At 76.9% G+C, this 22314-nt stretch carries 17 protein-coding genes; 10 read left to right on the top strand and 7 right to left on the bottom strand.

Features of this window, described 5'->3' with window-relative positions:
* Window positions 1-62: 62 nt before the first annotated feature.
* Entirely contained in the window at window positions 63-974 is a 912-nt protein-coding gene (locus tag LPA54_RS20685; protein WP_228979956.1) for a triacylglycerol lipase, read from the bottom strand.
* Window positions 975-1304: 330 nt separating this feature from the next.
* On the opposite strand from LPA54_RS20685, the gene LPA54_RS20680 reads away from it, so the two are divergent.
* A complete protein-coding gene (locus tag LPA54_RS20680) occupies window positions 1305-1718 on the top strand; it encodes a cobalamin B12-binding domain-containing protein (RefSeq protein ID WP_228979954.1) in 414 nt (137 codons plus the stop codon).
* A gap of 178 nt (window positions 1719-1896) precedes the next feature.
* On the opposite strand, the gene LPA54_RS20675 is transcribed toward LPA54_RS20680, so the two are convergent.
* Window positions 1897-3531, bottom strand: coding sequence for a DUF5691 domain-containing protein (locus LPA54_RS20675; RefSeq protein WP_228979953.1), 1635 nt, complete (start codon window positions 3529-3531; stop codon window positions 1897-1899).
* 98 nt (window positions 3532-3629) lie between these two features.
* Window positions 3630-4967 carry an SWIM zinc finger family protein gene (locus LPA54_RS20670; protein WP_228979951.1) on the bottom strand — a complete coding sequence of 446 codons (1338 nt, stop codon included), beginning with the start codon at window positions 4965-4967 and terminating at the stop codon, window positions 3630-3632.
* 124 nt (window positions 4968-5091) lie between these two features.
* Here LPA54_RS20670 and LPA54_RS20665 point away from each other — a divergent pair, with 124 nt between their 5' ends.
* The 6 genes from LPA54_RS20665 (at window position 5092) to sucD (ending at window position 12904) form a co-directional block, all read left to right on the top strand.
* A complete protein-coding gene (locus LPA54_RS20665) occupies window positions 5092-5514 on the top strand; it encodes an MmpS family transport accessory protein (RefSeq protein ID WP_228979949.1) in 423 nt (140 codons plus the stop codon).
* A 153-nt stretch (window positions 5515-5667) separates the two neighbouring features.
* Complete coding sequence (locus tag LPA54_RS20660) at window positions 5668-6792, top strand: AAA family ATPase (protein ID WP_228979947.1); 1125 nt, start codon at window positions 5668-5670, stop codon at window positions 6790-6792.
* Window positions 6789-9359 carry a DUF5682 family protein gene (locus LPA54_RS20655; protein ID WP_228979945.1) on the top strand — a complete coding sequence of 857 codons (2571 nt, stop codon included), beginning with the start codon at window positions 6789-6791 and terminating at the stop codon, window positions 9357-9359. The genes LPA54_RS20660 and LPA54_RS20655 overlap by 4 nt, the downstream gene beginning before the upstream one ends.
* Window positions 9356-10513, top strand: a complete 1158-nt coding sequence (locus LPA54_RS20650; protein ID WP_228979944.1) for a VWA domain-containing protein — start codon at window positions 9356-9358, stop codon at window positions 10511-10513. The genes LPA54_RS20655 and LPA54_RS20650 overlap by 4 nt, the downstream gene beginning before the upstream one ends.
* A 297-nt stretch (window positions 10514-10810) precedes the next feature.
* The gene (gene sucC, locus LPA54_RS20645) at window positions 10811-11989 is read left to right on the top strand and encodes an ADP-forming succinate--CoA ligase subunit beta (protein ID WP_228979942.1); all 1179 of its coding nucleotides are present in this window, start codon (window positions 10811-10813) and stop codon (window positions 11987-11989) included.
* Between the two features lie 21 nt (window positions 11990-12010).
* Window positions 12011-12904, top strand: a complete 894-nt coding sequence (sucD, locus tag LPA54_RS20640) for a succinate--CoA ligase subunit alpha (protein WP_228979941.1) — start codon at window positions 12011-12013, stop codon at window positions 12902-12904.
* Between the two features lie 561 nt (window positions 12905-13465).
* On the opposite strand, the gene LPA54_RS20635 is transcribed toward sucD, so the two are convergent.
* Window positions 13466-14404: a sigma factor-like helix-turn-helix DNA-binding protein gene (locus LPA54_RS20635; protein WP_228979940.1), complete on the bottom strand. Its 939-nt coding sequence runs from the start codon at window positions 14402-14404 to the stop codon at window positions 13466-13468.
* A gap of 116 nt (window positions 14405-14520) precedes the next feature.
* Here LPA54_RS20635 and LPA54_RS20630 point away from each other — a divergent pair, with 116 nt between their 5' ends.
* Entirely contained in the window at window positions 14521-16752 is a 2232-nt protein-coding gene (locus LPA54_RS20630; protein ID WP_228979936.1) for a DUF6350 family protein, read from the top strand.
* Here LPA54_RS20630 and LPA54_RS20625 read toward each other — a convergent pair.
* Both LPA54_RS20625 and LPA54_RS20620 read right to left on the bottom strand, forming a co-directional pair.
* Window positions 16743-17282, bottom strand: coding sequence for a hypothetical protein (locus LPA54_RS20625; protein ID WP_228979934.1), 540 nt, complete (start codon window positions 17280-17282; stop codon window positions 16743-16745). The two genes, LPA54_RS20630 and LPA54_RS20625, sit on opposite strands and share 10 nt — an antisense overlap.
* 120 nt (window positions 17283-17402) lie before the next feature.
* Window positions 17403-18194, bottom strand: coding sequence for a hypothetical protein (locus tag LPA54_RS20620; RefSeq protein WP_228979931.1), 792 nt, complete (start codon window positions 18192-18194; stop codon window positions 17403-17405).
* Window positions 18195-18485: 291 nt separating this feature from the next.
* On the opposite strand from LPA54_RS20620, the gene purN reads away from it, so the two are divergent.
* Window positions 18486-19118, top strand: coding sequence for a phosphoribosylglycinamide formyltransferase (purN, locus tag LPA54_RS20615; protein ID WP_228979929.1), 633 nt, complete (start codon window positions 18486-18488; stop codon window positions 19116-19118).
* Entirely contained in the window at window positions 19105-20658 is a 1554-nt protein-coding gene (gene purH / locus LPA54_RS20610; RefSeq protein ID WP_228979928.1) for a bifunctional phosphoribosylaminoimidazolecarboxamide formyltransferase/IMP cyclohydrolase, read from the top strand. The genes purN and purH overlap by 14 nt, the downstream gene beginning before the upstream one ends.
* Window positions 20659-20939: 281 nt before the next feature.
* On the opposite strand, the gene LPA54_RS20605 is transcribed toward purH, so the two are convergent.
* Window positions 20940-22298 carry a protein kinase gene (locus tag LPA54_RS20605; RefSeq protein WP_228979925.1) on the bottom strand — a complete coding sequence of 453 codons (1359 nt, stop codon included), beginning with the start codon at window positions 22296-22298 and terminating at the stop codon, window positions 20940-20942.
* Between the last annotated feature and the right edge of the window lie 16 nt (window positions 22299-22314).

Below are 22314 nucleotides of genomic sequence, written 5' to 3'. Positions count from 1 at the left end.
GCGGAGCGCACACCGAGCCTTGGCGCTACGTTCGAAATGCGTTCGAGAGCGGGCGGGTGACGTCACGCCGCCGACGCGGACCCCGCGGTTCCGTATCGCGCCCGACCGGCGTCGAGCTCCTCGACGACCCGCGCCGTGACGGCCGGGTGGACCGGCAGCGCGAGGTGGCCGACCCCGGCGACCCGCACGTTCGTGGCGTCCAGGTCCGGGTGGTCCAGGCGCGCCGTCTCGGCCGGGGCCATCCACAGGTCCAGGTCGCTCCAGAAGCTCACGAACCGGGTGCGGCACCCCGGGCTCGGCGCGGCCAGCTCCCGCAGGACGGCGGAGCCGGGGCGCATCTGGCGCACCAGGGGGTGCACCCCGGCGAGCGGCGCGGCGGCCGTGCCGGAGTGGGGCGTGCCGAGCGTGACCACCGTGCGGACGCGCCGGTCGCCGCCGAGCCGCTGGACGTAGTACCGGGCGACCAGGCCGCCGAGGCTGTGCCCGACGAGGTCCACTCGGGCGTGGCCGGTGCGCTCGCACACCTCTTCGACGTGGCGGGCCAGCCGGTGGGCGGCGGCACGCAGGTCGAGGGTGAGCGGGGAGTGGTTGACGGCCACGACGCGCCGCGTGCCGTCCCGGGCGAGGGCGCGGCGGAGCAGGACGAAGGCGGAGCGGTTGTCGGACAGGCCGTGGAGCAGGACCACGGGCGGCCGGGGCCCGCACGGCGTGGCGGCGCACCGGTCGGTGACGAGGCCGCTCGGGTAGAGCAGGAGGTGCCCGGCGAGGACGACCGCCTCCAACGCGGCCGCGCGCAGCACGTCACCGTGCCGGGTGCCGCCCTGCGGGCTGTCTCCTGGTGGTGCGGCGTCCCGCGGGGCGGCGTCGTGGGGGGCGGCGTCTCGCGGGGCGGCGTGGTGGGGGGCGGTGTGGTGCGGGGTGGCGGCGGGCGGGCGCTCGGGGGGCGGGGTGCCGGCGGGTGGCGGTGGCTGCATGGCGGACCTCCTGGACGAGTGGCATACGGAGGGGGGCTCCGTCCCCCCGTATGCCCTCGGGCGGCACCGCATCCGAGGGGTGGGGATCGCCGTGTCCCGTGCCGCGCGGCTGGTGGCACGGGGCTACGGCGACCTCGTCGCGGCTCCGGTCGCATTCGTCCCGGTGGTGACCCACGGACCCTCCCGGTGCGGGTGGGGCCGTGGCGAACATGTCCCACGTGTGATTTCCCCCTCCCTCTTGACCGTGAAACGGCCCCTTGCGGGATGCTGGCGATAACGTTCGTTCACCTCCCCGGCATACAGGTACGGGGGTCGCATGTGGAGGCAGTGATGGGTGTGACCGGTCCTATCCGCGTGGTGGTGGCCAAGCCGGGTCTCGACGGCCACGATCGCGGTGCCAAGGTGATCGCGCGGGCGTTGCGCGACGCCGGTATGGAGGTCATCTACACCGGGCTGCACCAGACGCCGGAGCAGATCGTCGACACCGCGATCCAGGAGGACGCCGACGCGATCGGCCTGTCGATCCTGTCCGGGGCGCACAACACGCTCTTCGCGCGGGTCCTGGAACTGCTGAGGGAGCGCGACGCCGAGGACATCAAGGTCTTCGGCGGCGGCATCATCCCCGAGGGGGACATCCCGCCGCTGAAGGAGAAGGGCGTCGCCGAGATCTTCACGCCCGGCGCGACGACGGCGTCGATCGTCGACTGGGTCAACGCCAACGTCCGCCAGGCCGCCGAGGCCTGATCCGGCCACGCGCGCGGGCCCGGCCCGGCCCCGCTCGCGGCGCCGGCCCTGCCGGGGCGCCGCCCGTCGTACGGGAGCGCCGCCGGTCGTACGGGAGCGCCGCCGGTCGTACGGGCTTGGGGGTATTGGGCGGCCGCCGCAGCGGCCCGCGCGCCGGCCCGGTGGCGGTCCGGGCCGTTCAGCTCGGCGGCGGGGCCAGTTCCGCGTGCATCGCCGCGCGCAGGCGCAGCGTGGCGACCAGGCGCCGGAACGCCTCCGACCAGTAGCCGCCCGCGCCGGGCGCGGCGTCCTCCGACTCGTCCGACGCCGCCGTCAGCACCTCCAGGCGGTCCGCCTCCGCCGGGTCCAGGCACCGCTCCGCCAGGCCCATCACCCCGCTGAAGCTCCACGGGTAGCTGCCCGCCTCCCGCGCGATGTCCAGCGCGTCGACGACCGCCCGCCCCAGCTCCTCGGACCACGGCACCGTGCAGACGCCGAGCAGCTGGAACGCCTCCGACAGCCCGTGCGCCGCGACGAACGCCGCCACCCACGCCGCCCGCTCCCCGTCCGGCAGCGTCGACAGCAGCGCGGCCGACGACGCCGCCCCCGGGCCCGTCGCCGGAGGGGCGGACGGGGCGGCGAGCAGGGCCCGCGCCCACGCCGCGTCCCGCTGCCGCACCGCCGCCCGGCACCACGCGGCGTGCAGCTCCTCCCGCCAGTCGTCGGCCACCGGCAGGGCGACGATCTCCTCGGGCGTACGCCCGCCGAGCCGGTCCGGCCACAGCGCGAGCGGGGCCGCCTCCACCAGCTGCCCCAGCCACCACGCGCGCTCGCCCCGGCCCGACGGCGGGTGCGGCACGACACCGTCGCGCTGCATGGCGGCGTCGCACTCGTGGGGCGCCTCCACGGTGAGCGTCGCGCGGTCCCCGGTGTGGTCCAGGCCCACGCACGTCGCCGCCCGCCCCGCCATCCGGCCCGCGAACGCCGACCCCGGCAGCGCGGACAGCAGCTCGGCCGCGGTGGAACGGACGTTGCGGCTGCGGTCGGTGAGCGCGCGTTCGAGGAACGCCTCGTCCGCGCCCGACAGCCCGGCCCGCAGCGAGTCCAGGAACATCAGCCGGTCCTCGGCCCGCTCGGTCGCCCAGGTCGAGGCCAGCAGGTCCACCGCCGCCGCCGGGTCGTGCGCGCGTACGGCGCCGAGGAGGGCGACGCGCTCCGCGAACAGCCCCTCCTCCCACAGGGCCCGCACCCCGGGCGCGTCGTCCGGCGCGGGGAGCACCGCGCCGCCCGGCGCGCCGCGCAGCGCGAACCTCCACTCCGGGTTGAGCGCGGCCAGCCACAGCGCGCGCGGCCCCGCGAAGGCCAGCACCGGGGGCCGCAGGTCGGTCCGCGCGCGGGCCGCGTCGAGCAGCGCGGGCAGGGCGGTCGCGGGCGGCCGGTAGCCGTGGGCGTCGGCCGCGGCGAGCCACTGCGGGAGCAGCTCGGTCAGGTCAGGGGCGGAGCCCCGGCGTCCGCCGCCCGCCGGGGGGCGGTCGGCGAGCAGCTGCGCCAGCCGCCGCGCGGCCGCCTCGGGGAGCGGGGCGCGGCCGTCGTGCGGGGCCGGGGGCGGCAGTGGCGCGGCGGCGGCCGGCAGGAGGCCCGCCCGCCGCCGCACGGTGTGCAGCGCGGCCGCGTCGAGCAGCGCGAGCGGCGGGTCGACGGGCCCGGCTGCCGCTCCGCCCGCGCCCGGACCGGCGACGGCCCCGCCTGCCGGGGCGGGCGGCGGCCGGCGGTCGGTGCCGAGCAGCGCCGAGGTGACGAGCTCTTCCCACGAGGCGCAGGAGGTGGTGGTCATGTCTCCTCTTCCCACAACGATCAGGCAGTCGGCAGGGTGGGCGGGTGCGTGCCGGGCGCTCCCCGTGGTCGCTTGCGCGTCCCGGTCGGGCGCCGGCCTCAGGTGAGGGCCACGAGGCCGGGGGCGTCGGGCGACCACGTGGCCAGCGGGGTGAAGCCGCGGTGCCCGCACTCGCCGAACACCGTGACCGGCCCGCCCCCGGACACCGCGGCCAGCCGCCACAGCCCCGGCCGCCCCGGGCCGGAGGCGGGGACGGGCACGGCCGCGCCGCCGTCCGCGTCGGCGAGCTGCCACCCGTCGGCCCCCGGCACGGGCACGACGTCCGCCAGCGTCACCGGCCACGAGTCGAGCCACGGGTCGTCGCGCAGGGCCCGCCCGTACGCCGCCAGCGCGTCGCCGACCGTGCCGCCCGGTGGCGGTCCACCGCCGGGGACGGGCGCGGTGAACCGCTCGCCTAGGTCCGCGCGGAGCTGCCCGGCCCCCGGATGCGGTACGAGCTCCGCGTCGAAGGCCGTGCCCGCCGCGAGGGCCGGCTCGGGCGCGCGGCCCGCCGCGCCGAAGGACAGCAGCAGCGCCGTACGCCCCGTGCCCCGCCCGTGCAGCCACGTGCGGCGTGTCGTCAGTCTGCCGTCCGAGGTGTCGTACCGGGCCAGGACCAGCCAGTGGTCCCGGACCGGCGGCCCCTCGGCCGGCGTGGGTATGCCGACCCGGGTGCGCACCGTCGTCGCCAGCGGCTCGGGCAGCCGGTCCACGCCCAGCCACGCCCGGTCCAGCAGGTGCGTCAGCGCGCACTCCTCCAGCAGCCGCACCGGCCAGCCCGGCCCGGAGCCCGGTATCGCGCCGAGCTCCCTGACCCGGCCCGCCAGGGCCGGCGCCTGGGCGTCCACCATGCGGCGCGCGGTCTCCTCCCACAGGCCGTAGCCGTCCTGTTCGGCGGTGGCCAGGCCGCCCCGCAGCAGGTCGGCCAGGCGCCGTTCCAGCTCCTCGGCGCCGGCGGTGACGCGGGCCGCGCGGGCCGCGGCGCGGCGCCGCGCCGCCTCCGCGTCGACCGGTCCGGCCACGTCCCCCTTCCCGCGCGGCCCGGTGCGCGCCCTGCGGCCCTCCAGCCACGCTTCGGCCCAGTCCGGCGCCGGCGCCCCGGCCGGGACGGCTCCGGCGTCCGCCGCCCACAGCAGCAGCAGGCCCAGGGCGTGCTTGCACGGCGACTTCCGGCTCGGACACCCGCACGAGAACGCGGGGCCGGTGGTGTCGACGACGGTCCGGTACGGCGCGCCGCCGCTGCCACGGCACAGGCCCCACACGGCGCCCGAGGCGCCGCAGCCCGCACCGGACCACGGCCCGGCCGTGCCCAGCCCGCCGGCCGCCCTGCGTGAAGCGGCGTCAGGAGCCAGAGCCAGCACCTGATCCGCCGTCCAGCGCACCCCCTGCTCAGTCATGCCTCCGACCGTAGGACGCCCCACTGACAACCGGCCGCGCCGCGAGGGGCGGGGCCCGCCGGGGGAGCGGCCGGGGGGCGCTCGTACTGTGGTGCCGACGCCACTCGATCTCCCGGGGGAAGCCATGAAGCCCACCACCCGTTCCGCCGTCGCGCTCCTCGCCGCGGCCGGTCTCGCGCTCGGCCTCGGCGCCTGCTCGCAGGCGGCCGACGAGGCGACCGAGCGCGTCGACAGCGCGCTCAACGAGACGTACCAGGTGACGTACGAGGTGACCGGCGCCAACATCGAGTCGATCAGCTACAACGGCGGCGGTGGCGACGCGATGAACCCCAAGCTGGAGACCGTCGAGAAGCCCAAGCTGCCGTGGCGCAAGACGGTCACGCTGCGCGGCATCGAGGCCCCGCTCGTCACGCCGGTCTCCGTCAGCTACGACGGCGCCCGATCCACCTGCAAGATCACTCACGACGGCAAGGTGCTGAAGGAGGCGTCCGGCAAGGGCGCCGCGGCGACGCTCAGCTGCGTCGCCGTCTCCCCGGTCGCCGGCTGAACCGGCCGCCTGACGCCCCGGCACGTCCCCTTCCCCTTTCGCGACATCGGCCGTCACCGCTCCCGACGCGCGGTGACGGCCGACTGTCAGTGGGGTGGTGCACGGTGGGAACCACACCCGGTCGATGTCGCGAACGATCTGGAGGGGGACCCCATGACCGTGCCCGGAACCACCGAAGAGGGGCACGCGCCCGGCGACGCGCAGGTACTGCGCCCGCACGCCGAGGACGCCTTCGCCGACGAGCTGGCGGCGCTCGCCGCGGCCGACGACCGGCCGCGCCCCGAGCGCTGGCGGCTGTCGCCCCGGGCCGTCGCCACGTACCTGCTGGGCGGCACGCTCCCGGACGGCACGGTGATCACGCCGAAGTACGTGGGGCCGCGCCGCATCGTCGAGGTGGCCGTCACCACCCTCGCCACCGACCGCGCCCTGCTCCTCCTCGGCGTGCCGGGCACCGCGAAGACCTGGGTGTCGGAGCACCTCGCGGCGGCCGTCAGCGGCGACTCGACGCTCCTCGTGCAGGGCACGGCCGGCACGCCCGAGGAAGCCATCCGCTACGGGTGGGACTACGCCCGCCTGCTCGCCCACGGCCCCAGCCGGGAGGCCCTCGTGCCGAGCCCGGTGATGCGGGCCATGGCCGACGGCATGACCGCCCGCGTCGAGGAGCTCACCCGGATCCCCGCCGACGTGCAGGACACGCTCATCACGATCCTGTCCGAGAAGACGCTGCCGGTCCCGGAGCTCGGCCAGGAGGTGCAGGCCGTGCGCGGCTTCAACCTCATCGCCACCGCCAACGACCGCGACCGCGGCGTCAACGACCTGTCGAGCGCCCTGCGCCGCCGCTTCAACACCGTCGTGCTGCCCCTGCCCGAGACGCCCGAAGCCGAGGTCGACATCGTCTCCCGGCGCGTCGAGCAGATCGGCCGCTCCCTGGACCTGCCCGCCGCCCCCGAGGGCGACGACGAGATCCGCCGCGTCGTCACCGTCTTCCGGGAGCTGCGCGACGGGCTCACCACCGACGGCCGCACCAGGCTCAAGTCCCCTTCGGGCACCCTCTCCACGGCCGAGGCAATCTCCGTCGTCACCGGCGGGCTCGCCCTCGCCGCCCACTTCGGCGACGGGGTGCTGCGCCCGTCCGACGTCGCCGCGGGCATCCTCGGCGCCGTCGTCCGCGACCCCGCCGCCGACCGGGTCGTCTGGCAGGAGTACCTGGAGACCGTCGTGCGCGAGCGGGACGGCTGGAAGGACTTCTACCGCGCCTGCCGCGAGGTGTCGGCGTGAGGGGGCCGCTGCTGCTCGGCGTCCGCCACCACGGGCCCGGCTCGGCCCGCGCCGTGCGCGCCGCCCTCGACGCGGCACGCCCCGCGGCGGTGCTGATCGAGGGGCCGCCGGAGGCCGACGCCCTGCTGCCGCTCGCCGCCGACCCCGCCACCCGCCCGCCGGTCGCCCTGCTGGCCCACGCCGTGGACGAGCCGGGCCGGGCCGCCTTCTGGCCGTTCGCCGCCTTCTCGCCCGAGTGGGTCGCCCTGCGCTGGGCGCTCGACCACGGCGCGGCCGTCCACTTCGCCGACCTGCCCGCCGCGCACTCCCTCGCCATGATGGGCGACCCGACGTGGAGCGACGACGACTCCGAGGAGTCCGACGACTCCGACGGCTCCGGGGACACCGGGGGCCCCGAGGGCGCGGCGGGCGGCGGCGCGCCCGCCACCGGCCGGCGGCGGGGGCCGCGTGTCGACCCGCTCGCCGCGCTCGCCGAGGCCGCCGGGTACGACGACGCCGAGCGCTGGTGGGAGGACGTCGTCGAGCACCGCGCGTCGTACGGCGGGGACCCGTTCGGCCCGTTCGCGGCCGTCGCGGAGGCCATGGCGGCGCTGCGCGGGGCGTACGGGCACGGCGGGCACGCCCGCGACCCCGTCCGCGAGGCGTACATGCGCCTGAGGCTGCGCGCCGCGCGCAAGGAACACGGGGACGACGCCGTCGCCTTCGTCTGCGGCGCCTGGCACGTCCCGGCCCTGGCCGCGAAGGCCACCGTCACCGCCGACCGCGCCCTCCTCAGGGGCCTGCCGAAGGTGAGGACCGAGACGACGTGGGTGCCGTGGACGCACCGCAGGCTCACCCGCCGCTCCGGGTACGGCGCGGGCATCGCCGCGCCCGGCTGGTACGCGCACCTCTTCGCCGCGCCGGACCGGCCCGTCGAGCGCTGGCTGACGAAGGTCGCGGGCCTGCTGCGGGAGGAGGACCAGCCGGTGTCCTCCGCCCACGTCATCGAGGCCGTCCGGCTCGCCGGGGCGCTCGCCGCGATGCGCGGCCGGCCGCTGGCCGGGCTCACCGAGACCACCGACGCCGTGCGGGCCGTGATGGGCGACGGCTCGGACGTGCCGCTCGCCCTCGTCCACGACCGGCTCGTCGTCGGCGACGTGCGGGGCGAGGTCCCCGACCGCGTGCCCGCCGTACCGCTCCAGCGGGACCTGACCCGCCTCCAGCGCACCCTGCGCCTCAGACCGGAGGCGTCCGAGCGGGACCTCGACCTCGACCTGCGCAAGGAGACCGACGCGGCCCGCAGCCGCCTGCTGCACCGGCTGCGCCTCCTCGGCGTCGACTGGGGCACCCCCGCGGTGCCCCGCACCGGCAGCACGGGCACGTTCCGGGAGAGCTGGCGGCTGTCGTGGGAGCCCGAGCTGCACGTGCGGGTGGCCGAGGCCGGCGTGTGGGGCGGCACGGTGCTCTCCGCCGCCACGGCGAAGGCGCGGGCCGAGGCGGCCGCCGCCACGGCGCTCGCCGAGGTCACCGCGCTCGCCGAGCGCTGCCTGCTGGCCGAGCTGCCCGAGGCGCTGCCGCCGGTGATGAGGGCCCTCGCCGACCGGGCCGCGCTCGACACGGACGTCGGCCGGCTCGCGCAGGCGCTGCCCGCCCTCGCCCGCTCCCTGCGCTACGGCGACGTCCGGGCCACGGACACCGCCGCCCTCGCCGAGGTCGCCACCGGCCTCGCCCGGCGGATCTTCGTCGGCCTGCCCCCGGCCTGCGCGGGCCTCGACGCCGACGCCGCCGACGAGATGCGCGGCCATGTGGACGCGGTCCACGCGGCGATACGGCTCCTCCCGCGGACCGCGGCCCCCGGCGCCGTCCCGGAAGCCTCTCCCGGCCCGGGGGCCTCCCACATCCCGGGAACCGTTCCCACCCCTGCTGCCTCGCCCGTCCTGATCGCCTCCCCCGCCTCAGGCGGCGCCCCCGCCGGTACGGGCGACGGGGACGACCGAGACGGCCCCTCCGGGGCCGAGGGCGTCGGCGGCGGTTGGGCCGCCGTACTGCGGAGGCTCGCCGGACGGGACGCCGTGCCCGGGGTGATCCGCGGGCGGGCAGCGCGGCTGCTCCTCGACGACGGGCGGCTCGCGCAGGACGAGGCCGGCCGGCTGATGGGCCTCGCCCTCTCGCCCGGTACGCCGCCCGCCGACGCGGCCGCCTGGCTGGAGGGTTTCCTCGGCGGCGCGCCCGGCCGCGGCGGACGGGGCCGCGACCGCTCCGGGGGCCTGCTCCTCGTCCACGACGAGCGGCTCCTCGCCCTCGTCGACGCCTGGCTGGCCGCCGTGCCCGCCGGGGCGTTCACCGACGTGCTGCCGCTGCTGCGCCGCACGTTCAGCGCGTACGAGCCGGGGGTGCGGCGCACCCTCGGCGAGCTCGTCCGCCGCGGCCCGGCGGCCGGCGGGGGCCCGCCGCCGGTCGCGACGGGCACGCCCGGGTTCGGCGCCGGCCACGACGAGGCGCGCGCCGACGGCGTGCTGCCCGTGCTGGAGCTGCTGCTGGGCCGGCGGCAGCCGACCGACGACGACCTGGTGGGGGTGGGCCGATGACCGGCGAGGACGAGCGCCTGCGGCGCTGGCGCATGGTGCTGGGCGGCGGCGCCGCCGACGGCACGGGCCGGGCGCTCACGGGCGGGGACGCCGCCGTGGACGGGGCGCTGGCCGCCCTGTACGACGGGTCCGGCGGTGACCCCGACGGCCGCGGGCGGCAGGACCGGTCGGCCGGGCTCGGCGGGTCCGCGCCGTCCGTGGCGCGGTGGCTCGGCGACATCCGCGCCTACTTCCCCAGCTCGGTGGTGCGGGTCCTGCAGCGCGACGCGATCGACCGGCTCGGCCTGTCGACGCTCCTGCTGGAACCGGAGACGCTGGAGGCCGTCGAGGCGGACGTCCACCTCGTCGGGACGCTGCTGTCCCTGCACAAGGCGATGCCGGAGACGACGAGGGAGACCGCGCGGGCCGTCGTCCGCAAGGTCGTCGACGACCTGGAGAAGCGGCTCGCCACCCGCACCCGCGCCACCCTCACCGGCGCCCTCGACCGCGGCGCCCGCACCAGCCGGCCCCGCCACCGCGACATCGACTGGGACCGCACCATCCGGGCGAACCTGGGGAACTACCTGCCCGAGTACCGCACGGTCGTACCGGAGCGGCTCATCGGCCACGGCCGCGCCGCGCGGGGGGTCGGGAAGGAGGTCGTGCTCTGCGTCGACCAGTCCGGGTCCATGGCGGCGTCCGTCGTGTACGCGTCGGTGTTCGGGGCGGTGCTGGCGTCGACGCGGTCGGTCGCGACGCGCCTGGTCGTCTTCGACACGGCCGTCGTCGACCTGACGGACCGGATCGACGACCCGGTCGACGTCCTCTTCGGCACGCGCCTCGGCGGCGGCACGGACATCAACCGCGCCCTGGCCTACTGCCAGTCGCGGATCACCCGTCCCGCCGACACGGTGGTGGTGCTGATCAGCGACCTCCACGAGGGCGGCATCCGCGACGAGATGCTGAGGCGGGTCGCGGCGATGAAGGCCGCCGGGGTGCAGTTCGTGGCCCTGCTCGCCCTGTCCGACGAGGGCGCCCCCGCCTACGACCGCGAGCACGCCGCCGCGCTGGCGGCCCTCGGCGCGCCCGCCTTCGCCTGCACACCGGACCTCTTCCCCGAGGTGATGGCGGCGGCGCTGGAGAAGCGGCCGATACCGGTCCCCGAGCCGGCCTGACCCCCGCGCGGCGCCTGCTCTGCCACGAAATCCGCAGCCGCGGGCGTTCTCACAGCGGGGGCGCCGCCCGTTCGGGGTAGCTGCCTGTGACAGGTATCACCGCTCCGGTGTGAGCTGTGATTTAGGGCGGCACCGCCTCCGGGGATAACCTGCCAGGCGGACATGCCGCGTCCACGGACACCGTGTACGCCTCCCGAAGTGACAGAGCAGTCACGTTGCCCTCCGCCCGCCTGTCGGGCGCGCGGCACGCCCACGCATGAAAACGAACCGCGATCACCAGAAAAGGGACGGACGCGCGTGGACCTGTTCGAGTACCAGGCGAGGGACCTCTTCGCCAAGCACGGTGTACCGGTGCTGGCCGGTGAAGTCATCGACACGCCTGAGGCGGCGCGCGAGGCCACTGAGCGTCTTGGCGGCAAGTCGGTCGTCAAGGCGCAGGTGAAGGTCGGCGGCCGCGGCAAGGCCGGCGGCGTCAAGCTGGCGGCCACCCCGGACGAGGCCGTCGCCCGCGCGACGGACATCCTGGGCATGGACATCAAGGGCCACACGGTCCACAAGGTGATGATCGCGGAGACCGCTCCGGAAATTCTCGAGGAGTACTACGTCTCGTACCTCCTCGACCGGACGAACCGCACCTTCCTGGCGATGGCCTCGGTCGCGGGCGGCATGGACATCGAGGAGGTCGCCGCGACGACCCCCGAGAAGCTCGCGAAGGTCCCGGTCGACTCCAACGCCGGCGTCGACATCGAGAAGGCCCGCGAGATCGTCGCCCAGGCGCAGTTCCCCGCGGAGGTCGCGGAGAAGGTCGCCGAGGTCCTCGTGACCCTGTGGAAGACCTTCGTCGAGGAGGACGCCCTCCTCGTCGAGGTCAACCCGCTGGCGAAGGTCGCCTCCGGTGACATCCTCGCCCTCGACGGCAAGGTCTCCCTGGACGCCAACGCCGACTTCCGCCAGCCGGAGCACGAGGCGCTCGAGGACAAGGCGGCGGCCAACCCGCTCGAGGCCGCGGCCAAGGCCAAGGGCCTCAACTACGTCAAGCTCGACGGCGAGGTCGGCATCATCGGCAACGGCGCGGGCCTGGTCATGTCGACCCTGGACGTCGTCGCGTACGCCGGTGAGGCGCACGGCGGCGTGAAGCCGGCGAACTTCCTCGACATCGGCGGCGGCGCGTCCGCCGAGGTGATGGCGAACGGCCTGGAGATCATCCTCGGCGACCCGGACGTCAAGTCCGTCTTCGTCAACGTCTTCGGCGGCATCACCGCCTGCGACGAGGTCGCGAACGGCATCGTGCAGGCGCTGGAGCTGCTCTCCTCGCGCGGCGAGGACGTCACCAAGCCGCTGGTCGTGCGCCTCGACGGCAACAACGCGGAGCTGGGTCGCAAGATCCTGTCGGACGCCAACCACCCGCTGGTGCAGCGCGTGGACACCATGGACGGCGCGGCCGACAAGGCCGCCGAGCTCGCGGCTGCGAAGTAAAGGGACGAGGTCGGAAACACCATGGCTATCTTCCTCACCAAGGACAGCAAGGTCATCGTCCAGGGCATGACCGGTGCCACGGGCATGAAGCACACCAAGCTCATGCTCGCTGACGGCACCAACATCGTCGGCGGCGTGAACCCGCGCAAGGCCGGCACGACCGTCGACTTCGACGGCACCGAGGTCCCCGTGTTCGGCTCGGTCGCCGAGGCGATGGAGAAGACCGGGGCCGACGTCTCCGTCCTCTTCGTGCCGCCGGCCTTCGCGAAGGCCGCCGTCGTCGAGGCGATCGACGCCGAGATCCCGCTCGCCGTCGTCATCACCGAGGGCATCGCCGTCCACGACTCCGCCGCGTTCTACGCGTACGCGAAGTCGAAGGGCGACAAGACCCGGATCATCGGCCCGAACTGCCCCGGCCTGATCACGCCCGGCCAGTCCAACGCCGGCATCATCCCGGGCGACATCACCAAGCCCGGCCGCATCGGCCTGGTGTCGAAGTCCGGCACGCTGACCTACCAGATGATGTACGAGCTGCGCGACATCGGCTTCTCGTCGTGCGTCGGCATCGGTGGCGACCCGGTCATCGGCACCACCCACATCGACGCGCTCGCGGCCTTCGAGGCCGACCCGGAGACCGAGTTGATCGTCATGATCGGCGAGATCGGCGGCGACGCGGAGGAGCGGGCGGCCGACTTCGTCAAGGCGAACGTCACCAAGCCGGTCGTCGGCTACGTGGCGGGCTTCACGGCGCCCGAGGGCAAGACCATGGGCCACGCCGGCGCGATCGTCTCCGGTTCGTCCGGTACGGCGCAGGCGAAGAAGGAGGCCCTGGAGGCGGCGGGCGTCAAGGTCGGCAAGACGCCGACCGAGACGGCGAAGCTGGCCCGCGAGATCCTCGAGGGCGCGTCCGCCTGACGCGGTCTGGCGCCCTTCCGCGCGGAGCGCGGCGCGCCGCGCTCCACCCGCGCACACGGCCCGTGGGCCCGCCCCCCGAGATGGGGGGGCGGGCCCACGGGCTTTCGCGTACCCGCCCGGCCGTGCCGCCCGGGTACGCGAGGCGCCCGGCCTCGTTCCGTGGGCGGCGTGGCTGCCTGGCGTGGCGCGGCGGGGCCGTCCGGGGCGGGTGCCGGGGCGAGCCCGGGGAGGACGCAGCGGGCCTGCCCGGCGGCGCGGGCGGTGCTCTCGGCGGCGGGGTCGACGAAGCGGCGATGTCCGCCAGCCGGGCGGCGTCCGAGCCGGGTGCGGCCGGGGTCCGGGCGGTGGTCCGGGTCGGGTGCGGCCGGGGGTTCGGGGGGTGGCCGGGGTCCGGGCGGTGGCCCGGGTCGGGTGCGGCCGGGGTTCGAGGGGCGGCCCGGGTCCGAGGGGCCGCCGGGGTCCGAGGGGCGGCCGAGTCGGGTGCGGCCGGGGTGCGGGCGGTGGCCGAGCCGGGCGGCGGCACGGGTCCGGGGGCGCCGCCTCCGCGCGGCGCCCCCGGGGTCAGTAGGGGGCCGGGACCAGGCGGGCCGGGCCGGTGACGGGTTCGGCGTGGAGGCGGGCGCGGAGCAGTTCGTCCTCCGGGGTCAGCTGCTGGGGGCCGCTCAGGACCGGTACGCCGCCGACCGCCTCGCCCGGCGCGAGCGGCGGCTCGTACCGGGTCGGCGCCGTGGCCAGGGTGAAGGCCGTCGCGGCGGCGATCAGCGCCGTCAGCGCGACCGTCCCGCGCGTCCACAGCCGGACCCGCCGCTCCCCGCCCGCCCGTACCGAGCGAGGCGCGGCCAGGGCCGTCTCCGTGCGGCCGACGAGGAGTTCCGCCATCCGCGCGCGCAGCGCCTCCGCGTCGGCGAGCTGCGGGATCCGCGCGGCGATCCCGGCGCGCGCGTGCAGCAGCCGGTGTCCGGCCGCGGGGGTGCTGGCCTCCGTCTCGGCGGCGACCTCGGGCAGGCCCATGCCGAGGCCGTCGAAGAGCAGCAGCGTCCGGCGGTACGAGGGCGGCAGTTCCAGCAGGGCCGCTCGCAGCTCCCGGACCGGGCCGCTCCCGGTCGGGGGGTCCGGGTGCCGGTGGGCGAGGCGGAAGCGGTGCCAGGGCGACAGCGCGTACTGGTGCGTCTCGGCGCGCACCCAGCCGACCGGGTCCCGGTCGACCGCGACCTCCGGCCAGCGGTCCCAGGCCCGGTGGAACGCGAACTCCACGGCCTCCCGCGCCATCCGCCGCCGTCCGCTCAGGACGTACGCCTGTTCCGCCAGGCGGGGGGCGGCGTACGCGTACAGCGCGTCGAACGCCTCGACCGGCGTGGTCGGGACGGCGGCGGCCCCCGGGGCGGCGGCGTCCGGAACGCCGGCGTCCGGGTCGGCCGCCGCCTCCGGGGCCGGGGCGGTCTCCGGTGCGGGTTCCGGCGGCTCGGTCGACCGTGCCTCGCTCATCGTGCCCTGCGTCATGCCAAGCCTCCGCGAACACACTGCGTAGCGGAAAAGTACATAAACGTATATTGAGCGACACAGCGGGCATCCGCCTGTTACGCGACTACAGCGCGTGTCGTTGGCAGCATGTTTCCGTGACCGCCGCCTCCCTGTCCGAAACATCCGAAACACCCGGAACCGAGCGCACCGTCGTGTACGGCGGCAGCGCCGCGGCCGTCGCGGCCGCGGCCTTCGCCCGGGGGGTCGTCGCGGCGGGGCTGGGGCTGGGCGCGCTGGCCGTGCTCGTGACCGTCGTGTGGATCAGCTCCCCGTACCCCGACAGCGGCCCCGGCGGCGCGTTGCACGTGGCGGCCGGGCTGTGGCTGCTGGCCCACGGCGTGGAGCCGGTGCGCCCGGGGACCCTCGGCGGGGGCGGCCCCGCGCCCGTCGGCGTGGTGCCGCTGCTGCTCGCCGCGCTGCCGCTGTGGCTGGCGTACCGGACGGCGCGCGACGCCCTGGAGCCGGGTGGTACGCGGCGCAGGCCGCCGGTGGGCGGCGCGGTGGGCGCCGTGACGACGGGGTACCTCGTGGTCGCCGCGGGCGCCACGCTCCACGCGGCGAGCGGGCCGCTGCGGGTCGACCCGCTGGACGCGCTGCTGCACGTACCGCCGGTCGTCCTGGCGGCCGCGGCCGCCGGGGCGTGGAGCGCGTGCGGGCGCCCGTTCGGCCCGCTGCCCGCCGGGCTGCCCGGCTGGCTGCGGCGGACTGTGGCGCGTTCCCGGACGGTCGTCGCGGTGCGCGCGGCGTCGGGCGCGCTGCTGGCACTGCTGCTGGGGGGCGGTCTGCTGGTGGCGGGTTCGCTGGTGTGGCACGGCGGGGCCGTCCGCGGGTCCCTGATGGGCCTGTCGGGTGACTGGGCGGGCCGGGCGGCGGTGATCCTGCTGGCGCTGGCGCTGCTCCCGAACGCGGCGGTGTGGGCGGCGTCGTACGGGCTGGGGCCGGGCTTCGCCGTCGGTACGGGCGCCGTCGTGGCGCCGCTCGGCGTGACCGGCGCCCCGGCGGTACCGGACTTCCCGCTGCTGGCCGCCGTGCCGTTCGACCCCCGGGGCGCCGGGTGGCCGGCGATGGCCGCGGCGGCGGTGGTGCCGGTGGTGGCGGGGCTGGTCGCGGGGTGGCGCACGGCGGCCGAGGCGGCGCCGCCGCTCGCCCTGCGCGACGAGGCGTGGAGCGCGGGCCGCACGGCCGGGACGGCCGGTCTGGCGGCGCTGGTGTGCGGGGCCGCGACGGCGCTCCTGGCGGCGGCCGCGGGCGGTCCGCTCGGGACCGGGCGGCTGGCGGAGTTCGGCCCGGTGTGGTGGGCGGCCGGGGCGGCGGCGCTGGCGTGGACGGCGCTCCTGGCCGTACCGGTGGCCCTGGGCCTGCGCGCGTGGCGGGTACGCGACCGGGCCGCCCCCGGGGACCCGCGGCAGACCCGGGAGCCGCACACCCGAGAGGCGCGGGCCGCGGAGGACCGGGCGGAGCCGGCGGAGCCGGGCGGGCGGTCGCGCCGGTCGTGGCTGCGCCGCGTCCGCGTCGTACGCCCCCGGGGCCGCCACCGCGCGTCCGTGCCGCCGCCGACCGCGCCGCCCGCCGCCCCCGCCGCCGCAGGTGCGGCGCCCGTGCGGGCGGCGGCTGCCGAGGCGGACGTGCTGTTCGACGCGGAGCTGGACGCCGCCGGCGAGTACCCGGACCAGTCCGCCGGTGGGACGGGGGTGGCGGCCGGTTGGGCCGCCGGGCAGTACTGGCTGGACGCCCACGAGGGGGTGCGCCCGCCGGGCGCCGCCGGCCCCCTCGGCGGGGCGCCCGCCCCCGACACGGCCGTCCCTGACCCGGCGGACCCCCATGGCGCGGGAGTCCGGGGCGGGGCGGCGGCCGACGGCGCGGGCCTCCACGGCGAAGTGGACGCCCGCGCCGACGCACCCGGCCGGGCGGGTGCGCCCGCCGCGGTGGAGTGGGACGACCCGGACGCCCGCGCGGCCCGGTGGGCGGCGTTCAGGGCGGTCTCGCAGGGCCCGGCGGCGGCGGTCCCGACTCCCGGGCCGTCCCTGGCCCCGGCCGTCGACGACGCGGCCGAAGAGGAGGGCGCCGACGCCACCGACCGGGACGGCCACGACTGGTACGGCCCCGAGGACGCCGAAGCCGAAGCCGAAGCCGTAGCCGAAGCCGAAGCCGTAGCCGAAGCCGACGCCGAGGCCCGCGACCGGGTCCCGACCCCCGCCCCGGCAGCGCCCCTGCCCCCGCCCCCGCACGCGACCGGCCCCGACGACAGCCCCGGCCCCGACGACAGCCCCGACCCCGGCGACGGCCGCGGGCCCGCCCCCGGCGGTGGATGGCCGGCTCAGCCCTGACGGATCCAGAACGACTCGATGCGGTCGTTCATGTACGAGCCCACCCACCCCTGGAGCAGGCACTTGCACGGCTTGTCCATGCGCCAGGTCTGGCGGTCGCCCGAGAGGTTGACCAGGTCGTAGCCGGTGGCGACGTTGCACTTGCTGTAGGCGTTGAACCCGGAGATCCGGTTCGCCCAGAAGCCCGTCGCCCGGAGGCGGTAGCCGTCGCCGTCGCAGTCGCCCGCCTCCCCGTGCACCCGCGTCAGGGAGCTGGGCTTGTTGTGGGCGTGCTCGAACCACTCCATGAGGAGCACGGTGCCGGCCGCCGCCCTCGCGAGCGTCCTCGACCGGGGGTCGTCGCTGCACGTCGTCGACCTGACGGGGGACATCCCGCCGTCGGGGGCCTTGCCGACGACGGTCACGCTGTACCGGTCCGCGGGCGGGGGCGCGGCGCTGCCGGCCGCGGCCGCGGCGCTGCCGCCCGGCAGGGCGACGGCGGCGGCCACCGCGACGGCCAGGGCGGCCGAGAAGACGGCGGGTCGGGTCATGTGGGGGCCTCTCCGAGAGGTGGACGCGTCCTGGCCGGAGTCTCGAGGAGGCCCCCGCCGGTGTCATCCGGACACGCCCGGGAGTCCCCCGGCCGTGCGGCCGGCCCGGCGTCCGGGGTCCTACTGCTTGACGCCGATCAGGTCGCGCAGCGGCTCCGGCAGGTGCCGGTTGCAGGAGAGCTGGCCGTCCTTCGTCAGCGCGTCGTCGACGCAGGTGTAGTACTCCCGGTACACGAGCTGCACCGTGAACATCGCCGCCACGATCACCAGCGCCAGCGCGCCCGTGATGAGGCCGCTGACGGCGGCGGTCGTCTGGGACCTGACCGCGCCGGCGGCGTTGGCCCGCGGCGCGGGGGACGGCGTCCCCGGGGACCCGGTGGCGGTCGGGGCGCCGGACGTCACCGCGTCGACGTCCGCGCCCGTGCGCCCGCCGGTCCGGCCGCGCTCGCGCAGGGAGCTGATGCCCCAGTACAGGGCGAGGGCGCCCAGCAGCAGGGCCAGCTCGGGGAAGTCGAAGACCGCGAAGAAGAAGCCCCACATGCCGGAGAGGAGCGCGTACCGCGCGCGCCGCTGGGAGGGGTCCGTGGGGTCCCAGCGCAGCTGCGGGCCGTCCTGCCGCTTCTGCCGCGAGGGGTCCTGCGGGGCGCCGCCTCCGCCGCCCGAGCCGCCGAAGCCGTCGGAGGAGCGGCCGGGCTGGCGGGGGCTCCAGCGGCCCCACGCGGGCCGGCCCTCGCGGCCGTCGTCGCCCCGGCCGTCGTGGCCCTCACCGCCGCCGTCGCCGTCCGGTCGGCGCGGCTGCCAGGGCTGCTCGGGCCGGCCCTCCGGCGGCGGCGCGAACGGGTTGTCGTCGTCGTTGGACTGGCGGTCCCGCGGCAGGAAGTTGATGGCCGTGCGGCGGCCTCGGTCCGGCATGTGGTGAACGTCTTCCCCTGGTGTCGTGTCCGTCCGGCTTCCGTCTCGTCGGGGACGGCTCTGCCCCAGACGCTACCGCCCGGCCCGGCCCCCGTCCCGTGGGGGCGGTGCGGTGTGCCGGTATCGTTGCTGACGGTCGGCCCGTTCGTAGAGTTCCCCGTATCGGGGGACATGGCGCGTTCGTACCAACCTACGAAGCCGACGCCGCACCATCCACACCCCGACATACCGCACGCACCCGTACGTACCGCCCCTCACGCCACGCACACCCACGCGCGAAAAGAGTCCCCCGTGGCTGCCGCCGCCCCCGCCCGCCTCGTCGTCCTGGTCTCCGGCTCCGGAACCAACCTCCAGGCGCTCCTCGACGCGATCGCCGCCGACCCCGACGGGTACGGCGCCGCGGTCCGGATCGTCGCCGTCGGCGCGGACCGCGCGGGCATCGCGGGCCTGGAGCGGGCCGAGCGCGCCGGGGTGCCGACCTTCGTGCGGAGCGTGAAGGAGTACGCGACGCGCGCCGAGTGGGACCGCGCGCTGGCCGAGGCGACCGCCGCGTACGTGCCGGACCTCGTCGTGTCGGCCGGCTTCATGAAGATCGTCGGCAAGGAGTTCCTGGCGCGGTTCGGCGGGCGGACGATCAACACGCACCCCGCCCTGCTGCCCAGCTTCCCCGGTGCGCACGGCGTGCGGGACGCGCTCGCGTACGGCGCGAAGGTCACCGGGTGCACCGTCCACTTCGTCGACGACGGCGTCGACACCGGCCCGATCATCGCCCAGGGCGTGGTCGAGGTGCGGGACTCGGACGACGAAGCCGCTCTCCACGAGCGCATCAAGGAAGTCGAGCGCACGCTGCTCGTCGAGGTCGTGGGGCGTCTCGCCCGGCACGGCTACCGCATTGAGGGACGAAAGGTTCATGTCGGTGAATAAGCCCATCCGCCGCGCGCTGATCAGTGTCTACGACAAGACGGGGCTGGAGGAGCTGGCCCGCGGACTGCACGAGGCGGGCGTCGAGCTGGTCTCCACGGGCTCCACGGCGTCGAGGATCGCCGCCGCGGGCGTCCCGGTCACGAAGGTCGAGGAGCTGACCGGCTTCCCCGAGTGCCTGGACGGCCGGGTCAAGACCCTGCACCCGCGCGTGCACGCCGGCATCCTCGCCGACCTGCGCCTGGACGCCCACCGCGCCCAGCTCGCCGAGCTGGGCGTGGAGCCGTTCGACCTGGTCGTCGTGAACCTGTACCCGTTCGAGGCGACGGTCGCGTCCGGCGCCTCGCCCGACGAGTGCGTCGAGCAGATCGACATCGGCGGCCCGTCGATGGTCCGCGCCGCCGCCAAGAACCACCCGTCCGTCGCCGTGGTCACGTCCCCGGCCCGGTACGGCGACGTCCTCGCCGCCGTCGCCGCGGGCGGCTTCGACCTGGCGGCCCGCAAGCGGCTGGCGGCCGAGGCGTTCCGGCACACCGCCGCGTACGACGTCGCGGTCGCCTCGTGGTTCGCCTCCTCCTACGCCCCGGCCGACGAGTCGCCGTTCCCGGACTTCATGGGCGGCACGTACGCCCGCAAGAACGTCCTGCGCTACGGCGAGAACCCGCACCAGGGCGCCGCGCTGTACGTCGACGGCACCGGCGGCCTGGCCGAGGCGGAGCAGCTGCACGGCAAGGAGATGTCCTTCAACAACTACACGGACACCGAGGCCGCGCGCCGCGCCGCGTACGACCACGCCGAGCCGTGCGTCGCGATCATCAAGCACGCCAACCCGTGCGGCATCGCGATCGGCGAGGACGTCGCCGAGGCGCACCGCAAGGCCCACGCCTGCGACCCGCTGTCGGCGTTCGGCGGCGTCATCGCCGTCAACCGCCCCGTCTCGGTCGCGCTGGCCGAGCAGGTCGCGGAAATCTTCACCGAGGTCATCGTCGCCCCCGGCTACGAGGACGGCGCGGTCGAGGTCCTGGCCCGCAAGAAGAACATCCGCGTGCTGCGCTGCCCGGAGGCCCCGTCGGCGCCCGTCGAGGTCAAGCCGATCGACGGCGGCGCGCTGCTCCAGGTCACCGACCGGATCCAGGCCGAGGGCGACGACCCGGCGACGTGGACCCTCGCCACCGGCGAGGCGCTGTCGGAGGCGGAGCTGGCGGAGCTGGCGTTCGCCTGGCGGGCCTGCCGCGCGGTGAAGTCGAACGCGATCCTCCTCGCCAAGGGCGGCGCCAGCGTCGGCGTCGGCATGGGCCAGGTCAACCGCGTCGACTCGGCGAAGCTCGCCGTCGAGCGGGCCGGCGAGGAGCGGGCGCGCGGCGCGTACGCCGCGTCCGACGCGTTCTTCCCCTTCCCCGACGGCCTGGAGATCCTCACCGCGGCCGGGGTGAAGGCCGTGGTCCAGCCGGGCGGTTCGGTCCGTGACGAGCTGGTCGTCGAGGCGGCGGCGAAGGCGGGCGTGACGATGTACTTCACCGGCACGCGCCACTTCTTCCACTGATCGCCCGGTCCCGGGGCGGGCCGCCGGCCGGCGTCGGCGGCGCGTGGCGGGGCCGTGGGTGTGGTGGTGCGCCTAGGCCGGTGGTGGGTGCGGCGGGGCCGGGCGGGCTCACCTCCTCGGGGTCGGCGGGCTCGGGTCCCGGTCAGGGCACCCGGCCTTCCCCGCCGACCCCTGCGGGGGCGAACCCGCCCGACCCCGCCTCCCGCCCCGGGGCAGGTGCACGTCGCGGGGCGCGGGGCGCCTCCGTCGGCTTGCGCGGAGGGGCACTTCCGGATCGGGGCTCAGCAGCGCGCCGCCCACGCGTGCGACCGGGCCCGTACCGGCGGGTGGAGGTCGCCGCGGGTGCGCAGCGGGAGGCAGCGCAGGGGCTCCGCGCGGCGCGGCCGCGCGTACAGCAGCACCTCGGTGAGGGCCGCGCCCTGCGTGCGGTCCAGGCCGTTGTTGTAGTACGAGCGCGGCGCCGTGTGGCGGGCCCACGGGCAGGGGAAGGGCCCGCCGAGCCAGTCGTGCGCGCTGTCCACCCACGCGCACATGTCGCCCCGCCCGTCCGGTTCGGTGAAGAAGCAGACGTTGCCGACGGGGCAGCGGGCGTAACCCGTCCGCGGCTCGCCCGGCAGGAGTGTCAGCCCCAGGCCGGCCACCGCCAGCGCCGCCACCGCGCCCACCGCGCTCATCGTGGCGAACCTCCGGCCGTACGCGCGCCGCCCCGGCACCGGCGGTCGCCCCCGCGGCGACCGCCGGACCGTCGACCCGGCCGCGTCCGTCGACCCGGCCGCCGTCAGCGTCCGGGGGAGCAGCGACGCCGCGTCGTGGACGGCCCGCGCCTCGTGCGTCGGCGCGAGGCAGTCGGCGACGATGCCCCGCCACGGCTCGGGCAGGGCGGGGGAGAGCCGCAACTCGCCCTCTCCGCGCGCGTACCTGGCCGCCGCCTCCCGCCGCGCGGCCGGACTCCCGCCGGGCAGCGGGTGGGTACCGGTCAGCACGAGGTGCGCCAGCACCCCGAACGCCCACACATCGGAGCTCGGTCTGGTCCGCACCCCCCGTTCGCCGACCTCCGGCCACAGCAGCTCCGGCGGGGCGTAGTCGGGCGTCGCGAAGGCCGGCCCGTACGCGTGGCTGCCCTCCAGTTCGGCGGCCGTGGTGAAGTCGGCGAGACGTACGGTGCCGTCTCCCATCAGCAGCACGTTCGCCGGTTTCAGGTCGCCGTGGACCCAGCCCGCCCGGTGCAGCTGGGCCAGCCCCTCGCAGACCTGCGCCAGCAGCGCGGGCCCCGCCGCCGGTACCGGCTCCGACGCGAGCAGCCCCGCCAGGGAGCCGCGGGCGGCCTCCAGGACGAGGACGGTCGCGCCGTCCAGGTCGGGCCGCGCCGGATCGTCGACCGTCAGCACGTCGTACAGCCGGATCAGCCGCGGCGAACGGAGCCGCCGCAGCAGCCCCACCTCCCTCTCGGCCAGTTCGCGCAGGTGCCGCAGCCCGCGCGGGGTGCAGGTGCCGGTCGGCAGGAACTTCAGCGCGGCCGCCGCCGGGCCGCCGTCCCGCTCACCGTGCCGCCGCGCCGCGTACACGCTGCCGAAGGCGCCCGCGCCGAGCGGCCGCCCCACCGTCCACGGGCCGACGCGGTACCCGCGCTCCACGGTCACCGGGTAGGCCCCCTCC

Source organism: Streptomyces sp. DH12, from assembly GCF_020873895.1.
Classification (GTDB): Bacteria; Actinomycetota; Actinomycetes; order Streptomycetales; family Streptomycetaceae; genus Streptomyces.
This window is presented reverse-complemented; position numbering and strand designations above follow the sequence as displayed.

What these genes read in the sequence shown, in the direction of transcription:
- LPA54_RS20685 (WP_228979956.1), bottom strand. Translation starts at nt 974, where the DNA reads ATGCAGCCACCGCCACCCGCCGGCACCCCGCCCCCCGAGCGCCCGCCC.
- LPA54_RS20680 (WP_228979954.1), top strand. Translation starts at nt 1,305, where the DNA reads ATGGGTGTGACCGGTCCTATCCGCGTGGTGGTGGCCAAGCCGGGTCTC.
- LPA54_RS20675 (WP_228979953.1), bottom strand. Translation starts at nt 3,531, where the DNA reads ATGACCACCACCTCCTGCGCCTCGTGGGAAGAGCTCGTCACCTCGGCG.
- LPA54_RS20670 (WP_228979951.1), bottom strand. Translation starts at nt 4,967, where the DNA reads ATGACTGAGCAGGGGGTGCGCTGGACGGCGGATCAGGTGCTGGCTCTG.
- LPA54_RS20665 (WP_228979949.1), top strand. Translation starts at nt 5,092, where the DNA reads ATGAAGCCCACCACCCGTTCCGCCGTCGCGCTCCTCGCCGCGGCCGGT.
- LPA54_RS20660 (WP_228979947.1), top strand. Translation starts at nt 5,668, where the DNA reads ATGACCGTGCCCGGAACCACCGAAGAGGGGCACGCGCCCGGCGACGCG.
- LPA54_RS20650 (WP_228979944.1), top strand. Translation starts at nt 9,356, where the DNA reads ATGACCGGCGAGGACGAGCGCCTGCGGCGCTGGCGCATGGTGCTGGGC.
- sucD (WP_228979941.1), top strand. Translation starts at nt 12,011, where the DNA reads ATGGCTATCTTCCTCACCAAGGACAGCAAGGTCATCGTCCAGGGCATG.
- LPA54_RS20635 (WP_228979940.1), bottom strand. Translation starts at nt 14,404, where the DNA reads ATGACGCAGGGCACGATGAGCGAGGCACGGTCGACCGAGCCGCCGGAA.
- LPA54_RS20625 (WP_228979934.1), bottom strand. Translation starts at nt 17,282, where the DNA reads ATGACCCGACCCGCCGTCTTCTCGGCCGCCCTGGCCGTCGCGGTGGCC.
- LPA54_RS20620 (WP_228979931.1), bottom strand. Translation starts at nt 18,194, where the DNA reads ATGCCGGACCGAGGCCGCCGCACGGCCATCAACTTCCTGCCGCGGGAC.
- purH (WP_228979928.1), top strand. Translation starts at nt 19,105, where the DNA reads ATGTCGGTGAATAAGCCCATCCGCCGCGCGCTGATCAGTGTCTACGAC.